Genomic DNA, 15,807 nt, shown 5'->3' with positions numbered 1-15,807 from the left:
ACGAGAGATACGGCGCTAGGCGCGCCGCGTTTCGGAGGGATATTCGCCGAACAAGGCGCGGTAGTGAGTGGCGAAATGACTGAGGTGATAAAAGCCCATCTCCGCCGCGACTTCACCGACCTTGAGCCGGCTGGCCGGCGTGCTGACCAGGCGCCGGCGCACCGCGTTCAAGCGCAGGTTGCGCAGGTATTCCACCGGCCGCGTGCCGGTGATCACCTGAAAACTGTTCTGCAGGGTGCGGCGGCTGACGCGCAGTTGCTCGCACAGATCGATGATGCTGATCGGCGACTCGGCGCCCGCCTCCATCGCCAACTCCTGGCTGCGCTTGACCAGATAGGCGCACACCGCGGAACTGCCGCGCCGGTCGCGCCCCTCTTCCGAGGCATGACTGAACAGGTCGAGGAAGGCATCGAGCAGGGTGTCTTCGAGCATCTTCTCGACGGCGGCATTGACTGGCTCGCTGCGCTGCAGCAGGCACTCGAAGACTGGATAGATACGCTGGCGCACGCGCTGCAGCACCGGCTCGGAAAGCGACAGCTGCGGCATCGACTTGAGCAGCTCGAGCTTGTCCGAGGACAGCTCCAGCGCGGCCAGCTTGGCGAAGCGCACCAGATCGACATTAGCGCCGAGAAAGCACAGGCCTTCCGGTGAATGCAGGAGGAATTCCTCGCCATCGCGCAGCAGCACCACGTTGTGTGCGCCGACCTTCTGCCCCAGCACCAGCGGCGAACGGTCGGCACTCATCAGCAGGGCGATACACAAACGCCCTTTGGGCGAACGCCCATACTGCACGATGCGCTTGTCCAGGCTTTCCTGGAATATCTGGAAGTGGTCAGCAGTCACCTGACGCAATTCACTGGAAAAGCTCCCGCAGCTCTGCTGGTCGTAGACCTGCTGCCAGCCCAGCAAGGAGCTGGCATGCTGCTGCGGGTCGGAAAAGGAACGAATCTCGCTGAACATGACCATCGCCTCTCTGCGCAATTCACCGCCAGGAATCCCTCATCCCTGAACGGCTACGCGCTTTCTTAGCTTAGTTATTCGAAGCGTAGAGCCAACTCTACTCCCATCATCTGCACCTTGTATTGGCCCTTTTGCACATCCATTGGCGCCAGCAGTGCACCGGACAGAATCACCTGGCCGGCGCGCAGCGGCTGACCGTCAGCCAACAAGCGGCGCAGCAGCCAGAGCAGGTTCTGCTCGGGAATCTCACCGGCCTCGGCGCTGCCGAGCGCGGCATCGTCATGCATCAGTTGGCAATCGATACGGCGGCAAGCCTGCGCGTCGAACGCCTGCCAGGGGCCGAGGCAATACAGCGCCGCCGCGGCATCGTCAGCCAGGAACGCACCGATATCGAAGCGCCAGCCTTGCCAGCGGCAGTCGGCAACCTCGAAGGCCGGCGCCATGCGGAGCACCGCAGCCAATAGGCTGGCGTCGTCATGCTCGCCAGGGGCGATGTCGCGGCCCAGTTCGAAGGCCACCTCCACCTCCAGCTTGGGCGCGATGAGCTGCGCCAGCGGCAGCGCGCTGTCGGACGCGCGCTGCATGTCGGCGCTGAGCCAGCCATACACCGGCTCGCTCAGCCCCAGCCGTGCCTGGGCCAGTGCGCCGCTCAGGGCCACCTTCCAGCCGCCGAGGGCCACGCTGGCCTGCGCCAGCGCCTCGCCCTGCAAGCTGTAGCCCTGCTGCAGCGACAACGCCTGCTCCAGCTTGGGCAGGGCTTGCGCTTGCTGCAGCGCCTCGCGCAACTCGGCAGGCAGTTGGTTCAGGTCATTCATGACAGTTGCCGGGCCAGCTTGCCCAGCACCTCGTTGAGCCGCTCCGGCGTGGTAATGGCGGCGATGAAGCGATCCGGGCGTACCACCACGATGCTGTCGCGGGCCTTGCAGAACCAGTCGCCCAGGCGGTTATCGAGGTCTTCCACGCTGATCACGCCAGCGGCGCTCAGCGGCTGGTTGCGAGCACCGCTGCGCGAACGGTTGACCTGGATAAAGCGGGTTTCCAGACCCTGCCAGTAGGCCTGCATCTCGGCGCTGACCTGCTCCAGCGGGTTGCAGCGATAACCGATCACCGCGTACCAGGGGCCGAGCACTTCGTCGAAGCGTTGGCGCTGACCCTCGGCGTTCTCGACGTTCGGCTGGATGAACAGCTGGCCGACCAGATCGCCCTCGCTCAGGTCCGGGCGTTCGTGATGCACAAGGCCCTTGGTCAGAGTGGCCTTGGGTTTGAACTTGAACTCCACCAGGTGCGAGCGCAGGTTGTCGACGGTGTTCACCGCCTGGAACAGCCAGTCACGCACCCCCGCCACCAGCGGGTTGGTCATGCCCAGTACCGCGCCCATGTTGTCGGCCAGGGCGATCAGGTCGGTGGCATGGCCACGCCGTTCGACGTCGTAGGTGTCGATGATCGAGGGCTTGGCGCGGCCCTTGAGCACTGCCGCCAGCTTCCAGCACAGGTTGGCGACGTCACGCAGGCCGGAGTTGAGGCCCTGCCCGGCCCAGGGCGGGGTGATGTGCGCGGCATCGCCGATCAGCGCGACGCGGCCACTGACGAAACGCTCGGCGACCCGCGAGTTGTGGGTGTAGGCGCGGATACGGACGATTTCCAGCTGATCCACGGCCTCGCCGATATGGCCACGGATCAGGCGCCGGATATTGCCCTCCTCGCACATGGCTTCCTCGCTCTCGCCTTCGAGCAGCATGAACTCCCAACGGCGTTGGCGGTACGGCAGGTAGATGCACACGAACGGCCGCTGCGGGTCGGCGTGCAGCGCGGTGTAGGGCGCATCCAGGGTGTCGTTGGCGGCATCGACCACCACCCATTTGCGCGGGTGGGTCAATCCGACCAGGGGAATGCCCAGTTGCTTGCGCACGCAGGAGCGGCCGCCATCGGCGCCGATCACGTAGCGCGCACACAACTCGTAGGTTTCACCACCCGCATCGCGCACCTGCAGGGTGACGCCGTCATCGTCCTGATCCAGCGCCAACATCTCGTGGCCTTCGCGCAGGTCGACGCCCTCGTGGCGCACCAGCTCTTCGCGCAGGGTGCCTTCGAGCAACTGCTGCATGAAGATGTTGCGCATCGGCCAACCGTAGTCGGCGACGCTCGGCTTGACCTCGGCGAAGCACACGCCGCGCGCGTTGTAGTAGCGCAGCGGCACGTTGGCGATCATGTCGCGGTGCGCACGCTCGGCTACCCCGACGGTCTGCAGCACACGCAGGGCCTCATCGTCCATGCCCACCGCACGCGGGTACGGCAGGATGCCCTGGGCCAGTTCCAGCACCACGCAGTCGATGCCGTAAAGGCCCATGTAATGAGCCGCGGTGATGCCATTGGGGCCGCCACCGACTATCACGACCTGGGTAGTTTCCCGTTTCATCTTTCGCTCACCCGTTTTTTATTCTGAAGGCTTGGTCATTTCCCGAAGATAACCGGCAACGATGCGGTTGAACGCGTCGCTCTGGTCATCGTGCACGTAGTGGCTCGCGTCGGCGATCTCCACCGTGCGGATGTTGCTGTTGTGTTCCTGCATCGCCGTCAGGGTCGCTGGCGGCAGAAAATCCGAATTGCCGCCACGGACGAATAGCGTCGGGCAATCCAGTGCGCGCACCGCCGGCCACAGGTCGACCGGCTCGATGCTCAGGCGCGCCTCGGCGATGCCCTGCTGATCATGCCGCCAGACGATGCCTTGCGCGGTCTCCTGCATGGAGTGGGCCAGACGCGAACGCAGGCCCTGCTCGGAAAGCCCGGGGCGTGACTTGACCCAGAATGCCCGCGCCGCGTCCCAATCAGCGAACAGCAGCGGCGTCTGGCGCATCTCGCGGCGGATGCGCTCGGCGCCGTCGCCGACACTCGACGAACCGGGACCGATGTCCTCGACCACCAGGGCAAGCAGGCGACCTGGATGCTGGCGTGCGTACTCCAGCGCATTGGCCCCGCCAAGGGAGTGACCCACCAGGGCGAAGCGCTGCAACCCCAGGTGCGCGACCAGATCTTGCAGATCCTGCACGTAGGACTGGGTGTGATAGCTGCTGCTCTCGGCCCAGTCGCTCAGGCCGCGTCCACGCTGATCCAGGGCATAGCAGCAGAACTCATCGCCCAGCGCCTGCGCCAGGGGCTCCCAGGTCTGCGCGTAGGCGCGCAGACCGTGCAGCAGGATCAGCGGCGTACCCTCGGGGTTGCCCCAGCGCAGGACATGTAGACGCAACCCGCTGCGGTTGTTGAAGAACTGGCTGTGCACGGTCATCGCAAAACTCCGGATCAGGTCAGGCCGTTATCGCCCTTGATATCGCTGGCCTGCAGACCGCCCAGACGCGCATGCAGGCGACCACGGGTGGCGAAGGCCCAGATGATGATCACTTCGTCCGGGGCCGGGCCGTCGCCGAAGGTCACCGAAATGGTGTCGTACTGGGCGCGCACATAGAGCGCATCCTTGTGCGCCAGCGGCACGTCGATGGTGCAGCCCGGCGCGCCGCGCTTGCCGGTGGACGGCACCCAGGACTTGCCACCACCCAAGGCCACGCGCACCGGGTCGGCTGCCGGGTTGGTGAGGAAGGCATTGCCGTGTTCGTACTCGCCATTGGCGCCCACCAGGCAGGCCTTGCCATAGCTGAGGATCTGGCGCTCGCCAGCCACCTCGCGGATGCGCCGGCCGAACTCCTCACCGAGGGCTGGCGAGTCGTCGATCAACTGACTCAAATCCTGGCTGAAACGCCCGGCGTAGGGGTTATGCACGGCGGCGGCGATGACGTACTTGAACAGCGGCTCACCGTCGGCCAGTTGCCCGGTCTCGTTGGCCAGGGTTTCCTCGGTGAAGCTGTACCACTTGCGGATGTGGTAGCTGGCAAAGTTGCTCGCTTTCATGGTCGTGTCCTTAAAGAGGGTCGAGGGTGATATTGCGACTGGGTGCGCAGGCGGCCTTGAAACGAGCCTTGGCGCGTTCGTCGTCGTGATCGGTCTCGAGGAAGAACTCCAGACGGTTCGCGTCCGGGTCGTTGAAATACAGGCCGTTGCCGATCTCGTGGTCGGTGATCTTCACCACCTCAACGCCCTTGCTCAGCAACATGCCGTAGAGCTGGCGCAGGGTGGTCATGTCGCCGGCGATCTCCAGCCCGTAGTGCTGCAGGCCCAGGCCGCCATGATGAGCGCCGGGAGCGGCCTTAATCAGGGCGATATCATGGTGCTTGCTGCCGAAAGCCATCATCACCCAGGCCTCACCACGGGCACTCTCATGCATGCCGAGCACATCGGCATACCAGAGCGCGGAAGCATCCGGATCGCTGACGAACAGGGACAGATGGGTACGTACGACCTCGACTTTCATCGCGCTTCTCCTCACTTCTTGCTGGTGACAGAGGTATGCGCCGGCTTGATCTGCGCGACCGCCGGTGTCCAAAGCACATCAGCGATCTCGCTGAAGTCGCGCCACTGCTTGAGCCAGCCGTCACCGCCGTTTTCCGAGGTGAACAGATGGCCGTACTTGGTGCCGGCGATGATCTGCCGTGGGTTGCTCGGGTTGATGCCGATGGCCCAGATGCAGGAGTTGGGCTGTTGCGGCAGCGGCAGCACTTCCCAGGTCGCGGCGGCATCGCGCGAGACGAGAATCTTGCTGGTGGTGCCCGGCGTGCCGTCGGAAATGCTCAGGTAGACGGTGTCCTCGCTGTCCAGCGGCGCATTCATGGCGCGCACGTAGTACAGACCGAAGTCGTCCCTGGCCAGTTGCCCGCTCCAGGTCTGGCCTTCGTCTTCACTGCGGTAGATGGCGTTGACGCACACCACCACGATGATCTTCTTGCCGTGATTGGGCATAACCAGGATGTTGTGGATGTCCGAGTTGTAATCCCACAGCAGGCGGTCATCGACACGGGTGAAGCTGTCGCCACCATCGCGGCTATGGAACAGCCCGCCCTCCTCCAGGCCGAACCAGACCTGATTGCGGTCGCACGGGTCGTAGGCGAAGGCCAGCAGGCGCGGCTTGCTCACACCGGCGCAGAACTCGGGAATTTCCACCGGCACGCGGTACCAGCTCTGCCCAGCGTCGAGGGTGCGCCACAACACTGCACGCGACGGCGCGCCGGTGCCGACGAAGATGCGCTGCGGATCCTGCGGATCGACCGCCACCTTCCACACCGTCTGCCCGTTGAACGGCGAGTCCACCAGTTGCCAATGGCTGCCCACGTCGTGGCTGACGATCAGGCCGATATCGGCACCGGCGTAGATCACTTCCGGGCGCTGCGGGTCGAGGCTCAGCGAGCGGGTGATCGCATCGAACTCCAGCGGCTGGCCGAGGCCCTGGCGGTGCCAGGTGGCGCCGTTGTCGGCGCTGCGGATGATGGCCTGGCCAACGGTGGCGACCAGAAAGGTTCCGTTGCTCATAGCTGCTTGCTCCTCAGATGAAGATACCGCGAGTCAGGCCGCCGTCGATGCCGATGGACTCGCCAGTGATGGCGCCGGCCTTGGGCGATGCGAGAAAACCGATCAGCCAGCCCATCTCGATGGGTTGCAGGGTGCGGCGGATCGGCGTGGCGTCGATGTAACCCTGCTCGACCTGCTGCGGGGTCTTGCCCTGCTTGACGCCTTCGCGCTCGTAAAGCTCCTGGATGTGCGGGGTGTCGACTACGCCCGGGTGAATCAGGTTGACGGTGATGCCGTCCGGGCCGAGCTGGTCAGATAGAGTCTTGGTCATGTGCGCGATGGCCAGGTTGCGCATGCCCGACAGCACCTTGCTGCCGCGGCCGGTCAGACCACCGATGTTGATGATGCGACCGAAGCCGGCGGCCTTCATGTGCGGGGTCACTGCCTTGGCGCAGCGGAAGTAGCCGATCACCTTGGTATTCAGATCCGACAGCAGCTCATCGTCACCGGCGTGCTCGATGTCGTTGCGTACCACGCCGGACGGCGCGGCAGCACCGTTGACCAGGATGTCGATGCGGCCGAAGTGACGCTGGGTCTCGGCGACCATCTCGGCCACCGCGCTCATCTCATTGGTGTCGCAGAACAGCGGCAGCACTTCGTTGCCGGTCTCGGCGCTGATCTCCTCGGCAGCCTGCTTGAGGTACTCCATGCGCCGCGCACAGATCACCACCTTGCAGCCTTCCTGGGAGAGAAAGCGCGCCACTTCCTTACCGATGCCCATGCCGCCGCCGGTGACGATGGCTACGCGGTCTTTGAGTTGCAGATCCATGATTGATCCTCTTGTTTTGTCAGGTCAGGCGAGATCGACGAAGACGCTCTTGGTCTCGGTGTAGGCGTCGATCACGTGCTTGCTCATTTCCCGGCCCCAGCCGGATTGCTTGTAACCGCCGAAAGGCGAGGCCGGATCGACCACGTTCCAGCAGTTGATCCACACCGAACCGGCCTTGAGTTCGGCAGCCAGGCGGTGAGCGGCGCGCAGATCACGCGTCCATAGGCCGGCAGCCAGGCCGAACGGGGAATCGTTGGCGCGGTTGACCAGCTCGCCGGTGTCGGACCAACTCATTACCGTCACCACCGGACCGAAGATTTCCTCGCGCGCCACGCAGGCGTTTTCGGCGCGGTCGAGGAACACGGTCGGTTCGATGAAGTGGCCCTTGTCCAGATGCTCGGGGCGCTTGCCGCCGCAGATCAGCTCGGCACCTTCGGCCTGGCCGCGTTGCAGGTAGCCGCTGACCGTGCCCAGTTGCCGTCCGGAAACCAGCGGCCCCATGCTGCTCGCCGGATTCAGGCCGGAACCGAGCACGTAGGAAGTGGCATGGCGGCGCAGCTCAGCGAGCACCTGGTCGAGTACGCTTTCGTGCACGTACAGGCGTGAGGCGGCAGTGCACACCTGGCCCTGGTTGTAGAAGATGCCGTCGGCGGCACCCTTGGCGGCGCGAGCGATGTCGGCGTCGGGGAGGATGATGTTCGGCGACTTGCCACCCAGTTCCAGCGACACCTTCTTCATGTTGCCGGTGGCAGCCTGGGCGACCAGCCGGCCGACCTGGGTCGAGCCGGTGAAGGCGATCTTGTCCACGTCGGCATGCTGGGCCAGCGGTGCGCCGGTGCGCGCACCGAAGCCGGTGAGCAGGTTGACCACGCCGGCGGGAATGCCCGCCTGCTCGATCAGTTGCACCAGGCGCACGGCTACCAGCGGGGTCTGCTCGGCGGGCTTGAGCACGGCGGTGCAGCCGGTGGCCAATACTGGGCCAAGCTTCCATACGCACATGGTCAGGGGGAAGTTCCACGGCACGATCAGCGCGCACACACCCACCGGCTCGCGCAGGGTGTAGTTGAGCATCGGCGCGCCGCTGGCCGGCGACACGGGTATGGTGCTGCCCTCGATCTTGGTCGGCCAGCCGGCGAAGTAGCGAATGATGTTGGCGGCACTGGCTGCCTCGCCCCGGGCGTTGGCGATGGGCTTGCCGTTTTCCAGGGTAATCAGTTGCGCCAGCTCTTCGGCGTGGGCCTCCATCAGGTCGGCCAGGCGCATCATCAACAGGCCACGGCGGGCCGGTGTCTCGCGCCGCCAGGGCCCCTCGAAGGCAGCACGAGCTGCCGCCACGGCAGCGTTGACGTCGGCTTCCGAGGCGTCGGCGACCTCGCACAGCACCTGCTCATTGGCAGGGTTCTCTACGGCGAAGGTCTGACCGAGGGCAGCGTCCTGCCAGGAACCGCCGATGAACAGGCGACGTGGTGTACTGAGAAAATCACGTACCGCAGGCAACAGCTCAATATCGCTCATGGTCTTACAGCTCCATTTCGATCAGGCAGGGGGCGGCAGAGGCGATGGCGCGGGCCAGCGCCTGCTGCAGTTCGGCATTGGTACGCACGCTGCTGGCCGGTACGCCGTACCCCTTGGCCAGGGCCTTCCAATCCACGCGTGGGCGATCCAGCTCGGTCAGCGCCAGCGCCTGCGGGCCGAATTCGGTGACGCCGAAGCGACGCAGCTCGTTCTGCAGGATCGCGTAACGGTGGTTAGCAGCGATCAGGATGATCACCGGCAGTTGCTCTCGGGCAATGCTCCACAGGGTCTGGATGGTGTACTGGGCGCTGCCGTCTGACTGCAGGCAGAACACCGTGTTGCCGCGCTCGGCCAGGGCCGCGCCGAAGCCGGCCGGAATGCCCTGACCGATGGCGCCGCCGGTGTTGGTCAGCACGCGATGACGCGCCGCGCCGGCCGAGGCAGTGAAGAAGGGATAACCGCAGGTGCCGCCTTCGATAGAGACGATGCAGTCGTGAGTCAGGGCCGCCGACAGCACCTTGCCAATGGACTGCGGCGACAGCGCGTCTTCGGCCGGCGGCATCTCGATGCCTTGCGGCACAGGCACATGGGCCGGCGCCTGCAGGGCGTCAGCAACGGCGGTGATGGCGCCGACCACATCGTCACCGACCTCGGCCAGCGACAACAGGCGGTCACGCTCGGCCAGGCGCGAGGCGATGCCTTCGTAGCCGAAGTAGCTGATCGGCTCCGGCACGCCAGCGCACACCACTAGGTCGTACTGGTCGAGAATTTCGATGGCCACTTCCGGGAAGTACGGCAGGCGGTCGAGATCCGGCAGGCCACCACCGCGATGGCTGACCCGCGGGAAGGTTTCGGCGAACAGCCGCACACCCGGCAGGTGGGCGAGGCGGCCAGCAGCCTCCAGGCCTTCGGCCGTCAGGCCGCTGTCACCGACGATGAACACCAGGCGCTTGCCGGCCTTGAGTGCGGCCACCACCTGCTCGACCTTGTCACCGGCCAGGCGGCGAATCGGCGCCAGCAGCGGCGCGAAGTGCGCAGCACCTGCCGACACCAGGTTGGCCTGCAGATCCATCGGCAGGATCAGGCTGGCGATCTGCCCGCGTGGCTGCCAGGCAGCCTGCACAGCGCTCTGGAAATCCTCGCCGATACGCTCGGCGCTACGCGAGGTGCGCACCCAGCCGGATACCGCGCCGGCCATGGCTTCGATATCGCTGGCCAAGGGCGGATCGTAGTTGACGTGCCACGAGGCGTGGTCGCCGATCACGTTGACGATGGGGGTATTGGCACGGCGGGCGTTATGCAGGTTGGCGATGCCGTTGGCGAAGCCCGGGCCGAGGTGGGTCAGGGTCATGGCCGGCTTGCCGGCGATGCGTCCGTAACCATCAGCGGCGCCAGTGCAAACACCCTCGAACAGCGACAGCACAGGCTTGAGTTTCAGCGCTGGATGCTTGGCGATAGCGGCCACCAGCGGAATCTCGGTGGTTCCAGGGTTGGCGAAGCAGTATTCGACCCCGCTGGCGGCAGCGGCTTCGATCAGGAGTTCGGCACCATTCATTTGACGATCCCATGGCATGCGTTGACGAATGCGAGATTTATTGCATCGCACTGCAATACCAACAAGTATTTTTTATCAAAAAGCTCAAAATACGAGATAAATGAGATTTTTAAGCCTAAAAATGCGCTCGAAAAACAATCCATTTCCCAGCTATGCTTCGAGGCACGCGTCCACCAGCCCCTCACACACGGGCAGAACCCGGAAGGAACATCATGAGCAGCTTGAGCAAAACCCTGGGGGTACTGGACCTGTTCGGCCCGCAGCAACTGCAGTTGGATCCGGAAACCATCGCCGAGCGCATGGGGCTGTCGCGCGCCACGGTCTACCGCTACGTCAAGGATCTCTGCGAAGCCGGGCTACTGAGCCGCGTCGGCGCCGGCAACTACGCCCTGGGCCCACGCATCATCGAACTGGACTGGATGATGCGGCAGTACGACCCCATCCTCATCGCTGGCCGCGAACCGATGCAGCGCCTGGCCGAGGAAACCGGTCTGGCGGTGTTCGCCAGCGTTTTCTACGACGGCCACATCATCAACACCTACATCACCGACCCCAACGAGCAGTACCACTTCTCCTTCGGGCGAGGTCATCCCCTGCCGCTGTTTCGTGGCGCGCAATCGAAGGTGCTGGTGGCCTACCAGAAGGGCCGGCGCCTGCTCAAGCTGTTCGAGGAGCAGATCTCCAAGGATCCCAACAACCCCTACAGTAGTCGCAGCTGGTCGGAGTTCGCCCGCGCAGCAAAGAAGATCCGCAAGGATGGCTACTGCATCACCCACGACGAACTGAACCTGGGGCTCACCGGCATCGCCGCGCCGATCATGCTCATGGAGGGCAAGGAAGTGGTCGGCAGCGTCTCGGCGGTCGGCACTACCGACACCTTCAAGCTGCTGCGCCAGGAGCGCGTCATCGACCTGGTGATCCAGACTACGCGCCTGATCGCCACCAACATGCAGGCCCAGCACAGCACCTCAGACGCATGAAAGGGCGACATATCACCTCATAAAATCTCAAAAATCTCTTATATTGAGTTTTTTATCAAAAATAGATTGATAAAAATCGTGGCTGAATAAAAAAATCTCCGAACAAAAGCGCCTCTCGACCTGGGGAGCATTCATCACGCGCCCTCCCTGCACCGCTCAGAGGGCGCTTCTACTTCGGAGCCCAAGCCATGCAACTCAATCACTCCAGCCTGTTGCGTGAACGCGCCTATATCGGTGGCCTCTGGGTCGAGGGCGACGACCAGGCCCGCTTCAGCGTGACCAACCCGGCCAATGGCGAACTGATCGCCATGGTCGCGTCAGTCGGCCAGGCCGAAACGGCCCGCGCCATTGCCGCTGCCAAGGCCGCCCTGCCCGCCTGGCGCGAGAAGACCGCCAAGGAGCGCAGCGCCATCCTGCGCACCTGGTACAACCTGATCATGGCCAACCAGGAAGACCTGGCCCGCCTGCTCAGCTGGGAACAGGGCAAACCGCTGGCCGAGAGTCGTGGCGAAATCGCCTACGGCGCCAGCTTCATCGAATGGTTCGCCGAGGAAGCCAAACGCATTTACGGCGATGTCATCCCGCACGACAAACAGGGCCGGCGCCTGGTGGTGATCAAGCAGGCCATCGGCGTGGTCGCCGCGATCACCCCATGGAATTTCCCCAACGCCATGATCACCCGCAAGGTCGGCCCGGCGCTGGCCGCCGGTTGCACCGTGGTGCTCAAGCCTGCCTCGGAAACGCCACTGTCGGCGCTGGCACTGGCGGCGCTGGGTGAAGCCGCCGGCATCCCGGCTGGCGTGCTCAATGTGGTGCCCGGCAAGAACTCACGGGCCATTGGCGGCGAGCTGACCGGCAACCCGGACGTGCAGAAGCTGTCGTTCACCGGCTCCACCGAAATCGGCAAATTGCTGATGGCACAGTGCGCCAACACCATCAAGAAAGTCAGCCTGGAGCTGGGTGGCAACGCGCCCTTCATCGTCTTCGACGACGCCGACCTGGACGCTGCCGTACAGGGCGCCATCGCGTCCAAGTTCCGCAACAGCGGGCAGACTTGCGTGTGCACCAACCGCTTGCTGGTGCAGAACGGCGTGTACGACGAGTTCAGCAAACGCCTGGTCGTCGCAGTCAACGCGCTGAAAGTCGCCCCGGCCAGCGAAGATGGCGCTCAACAGGGCCCGCTGATCAACGCCAAGGCGGTGGAGAAGATCGAGGAACATATTGCCGATGCCATCAGCAAGGGCGCCAAGGTACTGGCCGGTGGCCGCCCTCATGCACTCGGCGGCAGCTTCTTCGAGCCGACCGTGCTCGGCGACGTCACCACGCAGATGCTGGTCGCCCGCGACGAAACCTTCGGCCCACTGGCACCGATTTTCCGCTTCGACACGGAAGCCGAAGCCATCGCCATGGCCAACGACACCGAGTTCGGCCTGGCCTCCTACGTCTACACCCGCGATCTTGGCCGCGCCTGGCGTGTCAGCGAAGCGCTGGAATACGGCATGGTCGGCGTCAACGAAGGACTAATCTCCACCGAGGTCGCGCCGTTCGGCGGCATCAAGCAATCCGGCCTGGGCCGTGAAGGCTCGCACTACGGCATCGACGACTACATTGAGCAAAAGTACATGTGTCTCGGCATCGACTGAAGCCGGTAACCCCACCCATCTGCAAGGGTACTGCTACGAAATAACACTGCACTTCGTCACAGATGATGACGCGCATGTGGCCCGAGGTCAGCTGGCTGTCGACGCCCTCGACGATAACTCACAGCGCCAGATTGCGAGCCAGCTTGACGCTGGATTGCACGACAAGAGCGCCAGTAGCGTATTCGAGCGTTGGCTGGACTAAAGACTTATCGATCTTATTTTCGTCCACAAGCAACTTCCGCAGACGCGGCGGCGACACAATAGCTATGTGAACATCTGCCTGCAGTAGTCGCCACACCTCGCCGGTTTCATCCCCTGTCCGTCTCTGCCATAACTGTTGCCATATCCTTCTTAGCCATCTCGAAAACGGTCTTTGACCCTTCCTCTCCCAGTACCGAACCTCTCGCCCGCGGCACATACGCGTGCCGTGAGTCTTGTCTGGGAAGTTGGGTTCAGGGATGCAAGCGACGACGGTGCTGTACGGCCAGGTGCTGGTGGTGTTGGCCATTACTCTGTCAGGGGTGTGGGGTGCCACGCAGTGGACTGCTGCCGCGCTCGGCTACCAGGTTCGACTGGGGGCACCTTGGTTCGAGCTTCTGGGCACACCGGTCTATCACCCCTGGCGTCTGTTCGAGTGGTGGTTTGTCTTCGATGCCTATGCGCCGGATGTCTTCAACGTCGGCGGCAGCATCGCTGCTTGCAGCAGCCTGCTGGCGTTGGTGGTGGCCATCGGCATGGCCATCTGGCGGGCACGTCAGGCACGCCGGGTCACCACCTACGGCTCGGCGCGCTGGGCCGATACGGATGAGGTGCGCAAAGCTGGCCTGACCCAGCCTGCGGGTGTGTTCCTCGGCCAGTTCGACGACCAATACCTGCGTCACGAAGGCCCTGAGCATGTGTTGACCTTCGCACCGACGCGCTCGGGAAAGGGCGTCGGTCTGGTGATCCCCACCCTGCTCTCCTGGCCGGCCTCAGCGGTCATCCACGACATCAAGGGCGAGAACTGGAGCCTGACCGCGGGCTGGCGTTCGCGCTTCTCGCACTGCCTGCTGTTCAACCCCACCGACCTGGCCTCGGCTGCCTACAACCCGCTGCTGGAAGTCCGCCGTGGCGCCCACGAGGTGCGCGACGTGCAGAATATCGCCGATATCCTGGTCGACCCGGAGGGAGCGCTGGAGCGGCGCAACCACTGGGAGAAGACCAGCCATGCGCTGCTGGTCGGTGCCATCCTGCACGTACTCTACGCCGGCCAGGACAAGACCCTGCGCGGCGTCGCCAACTTCCTCTCAGATCCGGCCTGCACCTTCGAACTGACGCTGCACCGGATGATGACCACGCCGCACCTGAGCGATGCCCCGCATCCGGTGGTGGCCTCGGCGGCGCGGGAGGTACTGAACAAGAGCGACAACGAGCGCTCGGGCGTGCTCTCCACGGCCATGTCCTTCCTCGGCCTCTACCGGGACCCGACGGTGGCCGAGGTCACCTCGCGCTGCGACTGGCGTATCGCCGACCTGATCTCAGCCGAGCATCCGGTGTCGCTGTACCTGGTGGTGCCGCCCTCGGATATCAGCCGCACCAAGCCGCTGATCCGCCTGATCCTCAACCAGGTCGGCCGGCGCCTGACCGAGTCGCTCGACGGCTCCGACGGTATCGAGCGTCGGCACAAGCTGCTGCTGATGCTCGATGAGTTTCCGGCGCTGGGGCGATTGGACTTCTTCGAGACGGCGCTGGCCTTCATGGCCGGTTATGGACTGCGCGCCTTCCTCATTTCGCAATCGCTGAACCAGATCGACAAGGCCTACGGCCAGAACCACTCGATCCTCGACAACTGCCATGTGCGGGTGACCTTCGCCACCAACGACGAACGCACTGCCAAACGCATCTCCGAGACCCTGGGCACCGCCACCGAGCTGCGCGCGCAGCGCAACTATGCCGGCCACCGCTTGGCCCCCTGGCTCGGCCATTTGATGGTCTCGCGCCAGGAAACCGCACGCCCTCTGCTCACCCCGGGCGAGGTAATGCAACTGCCCAGCGACGAAGCCGTGGTGATGCTTTCGGGCCTCGCACCGATCCGCGCGAAGAAGCTTCGCTACTTCACCGACACCAACTTCCAGAGTCGGGTACTGCCAGCGCCGCGCTTGCAGCCGGGCCGCTATGCCGACGCTCCGGCGCCACGCGCGGACGACTGGAGCGGCCTGGCCGTGCCTGCGGCCGTTACAGCATCGCCGACCAACCTGAGCAATGACTCGACCATCGAGGACGGCGGCCCGCGCCGTCAGCACGAACTGGCGGAACTCGCCCAGTTGCCAGATCACCATGAGCTGACCAGCGACCTACTGCTGCTCGACGAGGACGACGTCCCCGCGCCCTTCCCCACCCAGCCGGATCCGCGCCTGCAGCGCGTGGCACGGCTGGCCGCCCTCGACCCTAACGATGGAATTGCCCTATGAGCCGAGCCCGCCTCAACCTGTTTATCCAACCCGAGCATGCCAAGCGCCTGAACGAACTGGCGATCACCAAGGGTGTGTCGAAGTCCTCGATCATCGCCGCGGCGTTAGCCTCCTGGCTGTCACCCGAGTCCGGCGAGCAGCGCGAGGTGGCCATGGCCAAGCGCCTGGATCGCCTGTCACGTCAGTTCGAGCGCCTGGAGCGCGACCAGCACATCCTGATCGAGACCGTGGCGCTGTATGTGCGCTACTACCTCACGGTCAGCACGCCGGTACCAGAGGCGCATCAGGAAGCAGCACGCGCGCAGGGCAAGCTGCGCTTCAGCCAGTTCGTCGAGCAACTGGGGCGTCACCTGCAGCGCGGTCGCAGCCTGGTCAGAGACGTGCACGAAGAGGTTCAGGCAGAGGCTCAGGTATCGGGAGAGCGTCCATGACTGTCGCCTCCTCCCCAATGCTGAGCGCTGCGGCAACGTCCCTGGATCGGCGC

14 protein-coding genes are annotated in these 15,807 nt (G+C 64.4%); 4 read left to right on the top strand and 10 right to left on the bottom strand.

Going from position 1 to position 15,807, the window contains the following annotated elements:
- Positions 1-15: 15 nt before the first annotated feature.
- The 10 genes from ACN8M7_RS20450 to ACN8M7_RS20405 form a co-directional block, all read right to left on the bottom strand.
- Positions 16-960 (bottom strand): helix-turn-helix domain-containing protein, encoded by a 945-nt coding sequence (locus tag ACN8M7_RS20450; RefSeq protein WP_490261971.1) that lies wholly within the window; start codon positions 958-960, stop codon positions 16-18.
- A gap of 74 nt (positions 961-1,034) precedes the next feature.
- The gene (locus ACN8M7_RS20445) at positions 1,035-1,775 is read right to left on the bottom strand and encodes a 2-keto-4-pentenoate hydratase (protein ID WP_490261970.1); all 741 of its coding nucleotides are present in this window, start codon (positions 1,773-1,775) and stop codon (positions 1,035-1,037) included.
- The gene (locus tag ACN8M7_RS20440; protein WP_490261969.1) at positions 1,772-3,376 is read right to left on the bottom strand and encodes a bifunctional 3-(3-hydroxy-phenyl)propionate/3-hydroxycinnamic acid hydroxylase; all 1,605 of its coding nucleotides are present in this window, start codon (positions 3,374-3,376) and stop codon (positions 1,772-1,774) included. The genes ACN8M7_RS20445 and ACN8M7_RS20440 overlap by 4 nt, the downstream gene beginning before the upstream one ends.
- Positions 3,377-3,394: 18 nt before the next feature.
- Entirely contained in the window at positions 3,395-4,243 is an 849-nt protein-coding gene (locus ACN8M7_RS20435; protein WP_490261968.1) for an alpha/beta fold hydrolase, read from the bottom strand.
- Positions 4,244-4,257: 14 nt separating this feature from the next.
- Complete coding sequence (locus ACN8M7_RS20430; RefSeq protein ID WP_490261967.1) at positions 4,258-4,860, bottom strand: amino acid synthesis family protein; 603 nt, start codon at positions 4,858-4,860, stop codon at positions 4,258-4,260.
- Between the two features lie 10 nt (positions 4,861-4,870).
- On the bottom strand, positions 4,871-5,320 hold the full coding sequence (locus ACN8M7_RS20425; protein ID WP_490261966.1) for a VOC family protein: 450 nt from the start codon (positions 5,318-5,320) through the stop codon (positions 4,871-4,873).
- 11 nt (positions 5,321-5,331) lie between these two features.
- Positions 5,332-6,372 (bottom strand): glycosyl hydrolase, encoded by a 1,041-nt coding sequence (locus ACN8M7_RS20420; protein ID WP_490261965.1) that lies wholly within the window; start codon positions 6,370-6,372, stop codon positions 5,332-5,334.
- Positions 6,373-6,385: 13 nt separating this feature from the next.
- Entirely contained in the window at positions 6,386-7,180 is a 795-nt protein-coding gene (locus ACN8M7_RS20415; protein WP_490261964.1) for an SDR family NAD(P)-dependent oxidoreductase, read from the bottom strand.
- Positions 7,181-7,204: 24 nt separating this feature from the next.
- A complete protein-coding gene (locus ACN8M7_RS20410) occupies positions 7,205-8,695 on the bottom strand; it encodes an aldehyde dehydrogenase family protein (protein ID WP_490261963.1) in 1,491 nt (496 codons plus the stop codon).
- Between the two features lie 4 nt (positions 8,696-8,699).
- The gene (locus ACN8M7_RS20405; protein ID WP_490261962.1) at positions 8,700-10,250 is read right to left on the bottom strand and encodes an acetolactate synthase large subunit; all 1,551 of its coding nucleotides are present in this window, start codon (positions 10,248-10,250) and stop codon (positions 8,700-8,702) included.
- Positions 10,251-10,462: 212 nt separating this feature from the next.
- Between ACN8M7_RS20405 and ACN8M7_RS20400 the strand changes: the two genes are divergently transcribed.
- The 4 genes from ACN8M7_RS20400 (at position 10,463) to ACN8M7_RS20385 (ending at position 15,754) form a co-directional block, all read left to right on the top strand.
- On the top strand, positions 10,463-11,230 hold the full coding sequence (locus ACN8M7_RS20400) for an IclR family transcriptional regulator (protein ID WP_490261961.1): 768 nt from the start codon (positions 10,463-10,465) through the stop codon (positions 11,228-11,230).
- 188 nt (positions 11,231-11,418) lie between these two features.
- Complete coding sequence (locus ACN8M7_RS20395; RefSeq protein WP_490261960.1) at positions 11,419-12,873, top strand: NAD-dependent succinate-semialdehyde dehydrogenase; 1,455 nt, start codon at positions 11,419-11,421, stop codon at positions 12,871-12,873.
- A gap of 458 nt (positions 12,874-13,331) precedes the next feature.
- Entirely contained in the window at positions 13,332-15,323 is a 1,992-nt protein-coding gene (locus ACN8M7_RS20390; protein WP_490261959.1) for a conjugal transfer protein TraG, read from the top strand.
- Complete coding sequence (locus tag ACN8M7_RS20385) at positions 15,320-15,754, top strand: CopG family transcriptional regulator (RefSeq protein ID WP_014596911.1); 435 nt, start codon at positions 15,320-15,322, stop codon at positions 15,752-15,754. Before ACN8M7_RS20390 ends, ACN8M7_RS20385 begins: the two co-directional genes overlap by 4 nt.
- The last annotated feature ends 53 nt before the right edge of the window (positions 15,755-15,807 follow it).

Origin of the sequence: Pseudomonas spartinae (genome assembly GCF_965197125.1) — a bacterium.
GTDB classification, from domain to species: domain Bacteria; phylum Pseudomonadota; class Gammaproteobacteria; order Pseudomonadales; family Pseudomonadaceae; genus Aquipseudomonas; species Aquipseudomonas composti_A.
The sequence above is the reverse complement of the archived record's forward strand: the minus strand, read 5'-3'. Positions and strand labels throughout refer to the sequence as shown.

Coding starts and splice junctions, on each gene's coding strand:
- ACN8M7_RS20450 (WP_490261971.1), bottom strand. CDS start 960: ATGTTCAGCGAGATTCGTTCCTTTTCCGACCCGCAGCAGCATGCCAGC.
- ACN8M7_RS20445 (WP_490261970.1), bottom strand. CDS start 1,775: ATGAATGACCTGAACCAACTGCCTGCCGAGTTGCGCGAGGCGCTGCAG.
- ACN8M7_RS20440 (WP_490261969.1), bottom strand. CDS start 3,376: ATGAAACGGGAAACTACCCAGGTCGTGATAGTCGGTGGCGGCCCCAAT.
- ACN8M7_RS20435 (WP_490261968.1), bottom strand. CDS start 4,243: ATGACCGTGCACAGCCAGTTCTTCAACAACCGCAGCGGGTTGCGTCTA.
- ACN8M7_RS20430 (WP_490261967.1), bottom strand. CDS start 4,860: ATGAAAGCGAGCAACTTTGCCAGCTACCACATCCGCAAGTGGTACAGC.
- ACN8M7_RS20425 (WP_490261966.1), bottom strand. CDS start 5,320: ATGAAAGTCGAGGTCGTACGTACCCATCTGTCCCTGTTCGTCAGCGAT.
- ACN8M7_RS20420 (WP_490261965.1), bottom strand. CDS start 6,372: ATGAGCAACGGAACCTTTCTGGTCGCCACCGTTGGCCAGGCCATCATC.
- ACN8M7_RS20415 (WP_490261964.1), bottom strand. CDS start 7,180: ATGGATCTGCAACTCAAAGACCGCGTAGCCATCGTCACCGGCGGCGGC.
- ACN8M7_RS20410 (WP_490261963.1), bottom strand. CDS start 8,695: ATGAGCGATATTGAGCTGTTGCCTGCGGTACGTGATTTTCTCAGTACA.
- ACN8M7_RS20405 (WP_490261962.1), bottom strand. CDS start 10,250: ATGAATGGTGCCGAACTCCTGATCGAAGCCGCTGCCGCCAGCGGGGTC.
- ACN8M7_RS20400 (WP_490261961.1), top strand. CDS start 10,463: ATGAGCAGCTTGAGCAAAACCCTGGGGGTACTGGACCTGTTCGGCCCG.
- ACN8M7_RS20395 (WP_490261960.1), top strand. CDS start 11,419: ATGCAACTCAATCACTCCAGCCTGTTGCGTGAACGCGCCTATATCGGT.
- ACN8M7_RS20390 (WP_490261959.1), top strand. CDS start 13,332: ATGCAAGCGACGACGGTGCTGTACGGCCAGGTGCTGGTGGTGTTGGCC.
- ACN8M7_RS20385 (WP_014596911.1), top strand. CDS start 15,320: ATGAGCCGAGCCCGCCTCAACCTGTTTATCCAACCCGAGCATGCCAAG.